The sequence below is a fragment of the Candidatus Latescibacter sp. genome (assembly GCA_030692375.1).
Lineage (GTDB): Bacteria > Latescibacterota > Latescibacteria > Latescibacterales > Latescibacteraceae > JAUYCD01.
Map to the genome: position 1 here is coordinate 1 of JAUYCD010000023.1, position 7,286 is coordinate 7,286.

Here is a 7,286-nt window from a genome sequence, read left to right on the forward strand (position 1 = left end):
GAGAAAAGTAAAAGTTAGAAGATGAATGAAACTCCCCGCCGCAAGCAGCGGGGTATCTTGTTAGGTTTATTCTTTTCATACGCCGCAAGCGGCGGGGAATTCAACCCATAGAGATTAAATGTGGATAAATATTGTCTCTCGCAAAGTTCGCAAAGAAAGTATACTGAATTTTCTGGTGTTTCTTTACCTCACCCCCTTTCCCCCTCTCCCAGACAGGAGAGAGGGTAACTCATTATGCGCTTTGTTTTTACCCTCTCATAATTAGGAGAGGGTGGCCGAAGGCCGGGTGAGGTTTATTGTCATTGACAAGGTAAAAAAGAACACCTATTTTGAAGAAAACCAAATACTGAAACAGTTGACGAGATCGCCGATGCGGTGGCTTTCAAAAATCTGATTCCATTTGAAGCGATGGGATGACGCTTTCATAGTTTAAAATTCTGCGGAGAACAGAGCATGTTTGAAAAAATCTTCCACCTGAAGGCTAACGGCACCACTATCCGAACTGAGCTTATTGCCGGTTCAACCACCTTTCTATCCATGGCATACATTATTTTCGTCCAGCCGGCGGTGCTTTCGCTGGCGGGGATGGATTTCGGCTCGGTCATGATGGCCACCTGCATTTCAGCGGCGCTGGCCTGTCTGGTAATGGCGCTCATGGCTAACTACCCGATCGCTCTTGCGCCTGGCATGGGCGAAAACTTTTATTTCGTGTTCGCGGTGGTGCTCGGCATGGGAATCTCCTGGGAAAAAGCCCTCGGCGCCGTGTTTCTGTCCGGAGTGATTTTCATCATTCTCACATTCATGCGCATCCGGGAGCTGATCATCGACGCCATTCCGGAAAGCCTGAAAAACGCCATCCCCGCGGCCATCGGTGTTTTCATAACCTTTATCGGTCTGGTGCAGGCGGGAATTGTGATCAAAGACCCGGGAGGCGGCATAGTGACCCTGGGAAACTTCCATTCCGCTCCTGTGCTCCTCTCCCTTACCGGGCTTTTCATTATCCTGTTTTTCATGGTGCGCCAGGTGAAAGGCGCCCTTCTCATCGGCATGCTTTCCACCGCGGTGATCGGCATCCTGACCGGAATAGTCCACTATAAGGGAATTATCTCCGCGCCGCCCTCAATCAGCCCTACCCTGTTCAAAATGGACCTTTCCGATATATTCAGCATGGAATATGTCACCGTGGTGCTCATCTTCCTTCTCATGGCCATGTTCGACACCATCGGAACCCTGGTCGGGGTGACCCAAGCCGCCGGAATTATGAAGGACGGCAAACTCCCCCGTGCGCAGGGAGCGCTTTTCGCCGACGCGTTCGGCACCGCCGCCGGCGCAGCCCTGGGGACTTCGACCGTCACCGCCTATATCGAAAGCACCACCGGAGTCCGTGAGGGGGGACGGACCGGCCTTACCGCTGTCACCGCGGGGGCGCTCATGCTCCTCGCCATATTTTTCAGCCCCCTGGTTTCCATGATAGGCGGCGGGTATGCGGTTAACGGCCCGGACGGGAAGCTCCTCTACACCCTGTATCCCATTACCGCTCCCGCGCTTATCCTTGTGGGATCGTTCATGGCCAGGACCATCACCCGCTGCAACTGGGAGGATCTGACCGAGTCCGTTCCTTCATTTATGACCATAGTCGGGATGGCGCTGACCTATAATATCAGCACCGGCCTTGCGTTCGGATTCATCCTCTACCCCATCCTCAAGCTGATGTCCGGCCGGGGAAAGGAAATCTCCTGGCTGGTGTACCTCCTGGGGGGGCTGTTTCTGGTGAAATTCGTGCTGGTAGGGTAAAAAGATAGTCCAAAGAATGTCTGAACCGCGGATGGTCAGGATAGAAGGATAAAAAACTGGATAAAAGAAAAGAGCCAACAGCATAAGATATTGCGAGCAATATTTTGCACGTTTATTTTTTCCACACGGATTGCTGTTTTTCAAACAACTCTTCACATTGTATAATCGGCTCTTACGATCTCATTTGAAAAAGCGAAATACTTTTTTCGGATCATCAATCATGGTAATCCTTTAATCTCATGAATCAAGGTTCAGACATCTTTCATCCCGGTCATCCGTACATCCTGACCATCCGCGGTTCAGACAGGGAAAAACAGTAACAAAGTCACAGAGTGACAAAGTAAATTGGAGAGCGGATATGCGTACCTTTTGTTTCATTGCATTCATGGCGCTTGTTTTGCCTGTATACGGTCATGCCCAGGAGAAGGTTACCGCTGTATATACCAATACCGATTATATCAACAATCTTTTCATCGATGGCGATACGATATGGTGCGGGACATGGGAAGGAGGGCTTGCGGGGTATAACAGGAAAACGGGAACATGGAAAGTCTTCACATCGCTGGATGGTCTCGCAAACAACACCGTTCAATCGATATTTAAGGATACCGGGGGGGCTCTCTGGATTGCCCATGCCGATTGGGGTCTTTCGTGCTTCGACGGGAAAAACGGGAAATCCTTTCCGGAATTGAACGGTTATATGGTCTATGTATGGGGAACATGTGAAGACACCCGCCATCAGATATGGTGCAGCACCAATAACGGCGTGTATATTTTTTTAAACAATACCTGGGTAAAATCCCAGGACGGCGGAACCGGCTCCATCGCGGCGGGGAAGAACGGATCAGTCTGGTGCTATCAGGACAGGACGCTTCTCTATTACGACAGATCGGAATGGCGCGTGTTCACCGACAAGGACACCGGCTTTCCGCTCTCCTATACATCCAACCTGCTCTTCGATAAAAACGACGTCCTGTGGTTTCAATTATGGGGTGGAGATCCCGCCTGTTTCGATGGAAAAACGTGGCAGCGCCCTCCTCTTCCGAAGGGATCGGGTTCCATGTTCTCTCCCTCGTTCATCGGCCCGGATGGGAATATATGGATAGTATGGCACGGGAACATCTGCCGGTTCAACGATGCGAAAAACTGGGAAATAGTCATTCCGGGAAATACGCTCAGGGAGGCGTTCTCCGCGGCGGGGCTGGTCCCGGGCGATATCATCGTTCAGATTGATGACGAAGGGATATTTTGGATTGCAGATAATCGGGGCAATACCAACCATAATCCCGGCCTGTTTCGGTTCGATGGGAAAAAAATCGACGTGATCCGTCGAAACTCAATGGCATTCCTCCGCCCGGCGTCGATATCTGAAGACCGTTCGGGAGCTCTCTGGACGGCCGGATTATATGGCAAGGGCATCTCGCGGCTTGACGGGACGGAATGGAAAACGTTCACCAACATACCGGTTGTTCCCTATTACGAATTCACCGGGACGGCGGTCGATAATCACGGCAATGTCTGGTGCTCCGCACACTTCGGCGCATTGCGATATGACGGCGCGGAGTGGCGTCTTTTCGACCATACGAACAGCGGTCTCAGATATGATGGCATATCCTCGCTGTATCTCGATTCCAGGGGCGTGTTGTGGTTTATTGGTTTTATGTCAGGCGCCGAGAATGTCATCACCAGCTTCGACGGCTCGTCATGGAAAACGTATGACAGGACCAGCACCGGATGTTACCTGAGCAGGGTGAAATGCGTCTGTGAAGACAGAACGGGGGCTATTATAGCGGGAGGAGATTCTCTTCTCGTGCGTTACGATGGAGCTGAATGGAAAGCCTTCTCTCCCGCCCCCGAAGGATGGGTTTTGAATGCCAGTTTCATCGCTAAAGCGCCTGACGGTAATCTCTGGTGCGTCGGGTACCTGTACAAGATAAATGAGTGGTACAAAGGCGGCAGTTATCTCTTCTGTTATAACGGGACTGAATGGAAACGTTTTCCCGTCCTGTCGGTCGGCGCGCTTGCGGTGGATAAGCAGAATATCGTTTGGATAGGAAGCAGCGATAGTAAAGGAGTTTCACGTTTCGACGGTTCGACATGGACCCAGTACGGACAGGAAAAAGGCCTTGCAACCCGTGCCGTGGATACGATTTATGTCGACAGAAACAATACGAAATGGATCGGAACCCAGGATGGGATGTTCTGTATCGGAGGCGCCCAACCCACAGGAATCAAGAGAGACGCAGAAAAACTGTCGGGGCCGTTCTTTCTTTCGTATCGTCCGAATCCATTCAACTCCTCTATTATGATAACTTTCATTCTGCCGTCAGGCGGAAAAATCGAACTCGCAATATTTTCGGTGAATGGTCAAAAAATAAAAGTCTTGAAAGAAGATATGTCCGCCGGAATACATTCGTTTTTGTGGGACGGCCGTGACGATTCAGGGAAAGCGGTATCTTCCGGTGTATATCTTTCCCGTTTGCAGATGGGCGAAAAGGTTGCAGTCGGACGGATGCTATTGTTGAAATAGGCTGACCATCCGTGGTTCAGACAATCGGGGGGTAATATTCAATGAGATCAATTATCTTTGTGATATTTCTCCTTCTTTTTCTTCCCGGAACGATCATGGCGCAGAAAACAATCAGCTACAAGGTAAAAGGACTTTCTCAAAAGGCAGAGATTCTCCTTGACCGGTGGGGAGTTCCGCACATCTACGGAAAAACCGAAGAGGATATGTTCTTTGCCCAGGGATTCAATGCGGCGCGGGACAGGCTCTGGCAGCTTGATTTATGGCGCAGGCAGGGCGAGGGCAAACTGGCGGAAGCGTTCGGTCCCCGCTTTCTGGAAAAGGATAAAGCCGCCCGTCTTTTTCTGTATCGCGGCGACAGGGAAAAGGAATTCAGAAGCTACCATCCAAGGGGAAAGAAAATACTCAACGCATTCACCGATGGAATTAACGCCTGGATCGATTTGACCAAAGCCGATCCGAAATTATTGCCTCTCGAATTCAAACTTACCGGAGTTGTCCCGGGATACTGGACACCTTCTACCCCGCTGATCCGCATCTTCGGTCTCACCCGGAACGCCGGAAGAGAGGACGCTCTGGCCCGTCTTGTTCATCTCATGGGCGCGGAGGCTGTGGAAAAAATGCATGTTTTCGAGCCGCCGGCGAAGCTCTCGGTTCCGGAAGGTCTCGACCTTTCTCTTTTCGATGGCCGTGCGCTTGAAAAATACAATCTGGCAAGAGCCGCGATTACATTTCGTCCTGAAGACCTTGCCGCAGGCATTCCTTCTGAGGAGAGAGAACTGTATGCCCGGCTCTTATCCCAGCCCCAATCCGACCAGGCGGAGAATTCCTCCGCGTCGATGTACGAAAGCAACAACTGGACGATATCCGGGAAATTAACCTCAACCGGCGCTCCGATCCTGTGCGGCGATCCTCACAGGGCGCATACCATCCCTTCTCTCCGCTACATCGCGCATCTTTCAGGCCCGGGATGGAATGTTATCGGCGCAGGAGAACCGGCCATTCCGGGCATCTCTCTCGGGCACAACGAGAAAATCGCCTTTGCAATTACCATTTTTTCCTTTGCCGACGAAGAAGACCTTTATGTCTACGACACGAATCCGGCGAATCCTGAACAATACCGTTATAAGGGCAGATGGGAAAAGGTGAAGACAATCGAAGAAACCTTTACTGTCAAGGGGGGACCTCCGGTAAAAGCCCGTCTCGCCTTTACCCGCCACGGCCCGGTTATTCATGAGGACCGTGCGCACAACAAGGCCTATGCGCTTCGGGCGGCCTATCTGGAGCATGAGGGGACAGCGGTCTATCTGGCCGGTCTCAGGCTAAACCAGGCGCGGAACTGGCAGGAATTCCTGGAGGGGATGTATAAACATTACTGTCCCAGCTTAAATGTGGTTTACGCAGATGTGGACGGAAACATCGGCTGGTTCGGAGGAAGCCTCGCGCCGGTACGGCCGAACTGGAACGGCCTCTTGCCTGTTCCAGGCAACGGTGAATATGAGTGGAAGGGATTCCTCGACACGAAGCTGCTGCCCTGCGTTTTCAACCCCAAGGAGGGATTCTTTGCCACTGCGAATCAATACAATCTCCCGGAAGGTTATAAATATGTGGATGTTTCGGCCCGTGAATGGACATCTACCCATAGATTAGATCGGATTAAAGAAGTGCTCGGTTCCGGGAGTAAATTAACCGTGGAAAGCTCGATGCAGCTCCAGCTTGATGAACTGTCTTTACCGGCCCGTGAACTGGCGCCTCTGCTTTCAGGTCTCAGTTCACCGGACCCGGAAGTAAACAAAGCTCTGAATCTGCTGCGAAACTGGGACTTTGTTCTTTCGCAGGAGTCTGTTCCGGCGGCGATATTCGAGTTATGGAGTTCCTATCTTCATGACACTGTTTTTCCGCTTTATCTGCCCGCTGCGGCACGCTTTCTCTTCGGGAGCGGAGACAGGAGAATACTCGACAAGCTTCTCTTTTCTCCGGATGCCGCATTCCTCGTATTCGGCCCGAATCCCACAGCCGGGAGAGATGCGGCGCTTCTCAAGAGCCTCGAACAGGCGGTAAAGTATCTGAAGGATAAGCTCGGAAGCGATATGACTCGATGGACATGGGGCAGCCTGCATCACATGAAATACGAACATGCGCTTTCCGCAGCGTTGTCATCGGGCGATTCAAACCGTGATGTTCTCAACACGGTTTCAGCGCCAAAGGGAGGAGACGGTTTTACTGTTAACAATACCGGCTATAGGAGAAGCGATTTCAGGCAGACCGGAGGCGCATCATACCGTCAGGTGATGGATCTCGGCGACTGGGATAATTCCGTTGCCATCAATACTCCCGGCCAGTCGGGAGACCCCAAAAGTCCTCACTACGAGGATCTGTTTCCCCTGTGGGCGGAAGACAAATATTTCCCGCTCTCTTTCAGCCGCAAGAATGTAGAACGCGTTACGGAAGAGATTGTAATTCTTGAGCCGAAGTAGAATGAAATTGCAGATACTGAAACGAGTTCTGGATAACATAAGAGTAATCCGCTAATCCCTCGAATCAAAGTTCAGATATTATTTCCGTTCAGACTCACGGATGCGGGAGGCGAGCTCTTTTAGAGAAGTTTCAGGTATCAATTGCTTTCGAGTTTCGGTATAATTCCCCATACCAAGTTGAATAGCGGAAAGTATCCGAACCGCTTTGGATGGGCTCATTTTCGTGAGTAGTAAATCCATAGCCTCTCGCCAGATTTGCTGCTCGCTAGTAACATGAATCATTGATTCTGCTCCTGTAAGTGAATCAGGATCTGTCAAAAGTATTATGAAATTTAACACATAAAGATCAGATATTATTAATGTTAGCAAAAATATGATCATCTCCCCCTAGTCTAACTAACAAAATATTTTATCAAAATGGGCAATAAATCAAAAAAATACAAATCGTTGCGTGTATTGAAGAAGTAGCATTGGTAATTTGGGAAAAC

The 7,286-nt window shown here is 50.6% G+C and carries 4 protein-coding genes; 3 read left to right on the top strand and 1 reads right to left on the bottom strand.

Annotated elements, in window-relative coordinates; translation table 11 throughout:
- Positions 1-453 precede the first annotated feature (453 nt).
- The 3 genes from Q8O92_01665 (at position 454) to Q8O92_01675 (ending at position 6,798) form a co-directional block, all read left to right on the top strand.
- A complete protein-coding gene (locus tag Q8O92_01665; protein MDP2982023.1) occupies positions 454-1,794 on the top strand; it encodes an NCS2 family permease in 1,341 nt (446 codons plus the stop codon).
- A 358-nt stretch (positions 1,795-2,152) separates the two neighbouring features.
- Positions 2,153-4,324, top strand: a complete 2,172-nt coding sequence (locus Q8O92_01670) for a T9SS type A sorting domain-containing protein (protein ID MDP2982024.1) — start codon at positions 2,153-2,155, stop codon at positions 4,322-4,324.
- Between the two features lie 41 nt (positions 4,325-4,365).
- Entirely contained in the window at positions 4,366-6,798 is a 2,433-nt protein-coding gene (locus tag Q8O92_01675) for a penicillin acylase family protein (GenBank protein MDP2982025.1), read from the top strand.
- 78 nt (positions 6,799-6,876) lie between these two features.
- On the opposite strand, the gene Q8O92_01680 is transcribed toward Q8O92_01675, so the two are convergent.
- Positions 6,877-7,080 carry a hypothetical protein gene (locus tag Q8O92_01680; protein ID MDP2982026.1) on the bottom strand — a complete coding sequence of 68 codons (204 nt, stop codon included), beginning with the start codon at positions 7,078-7,080 and terminating at the stop codon, positions 6,877-6,879.
- Between the last annotated feature and the right edge of the window lie 206 nt (positions 7,081-7,286).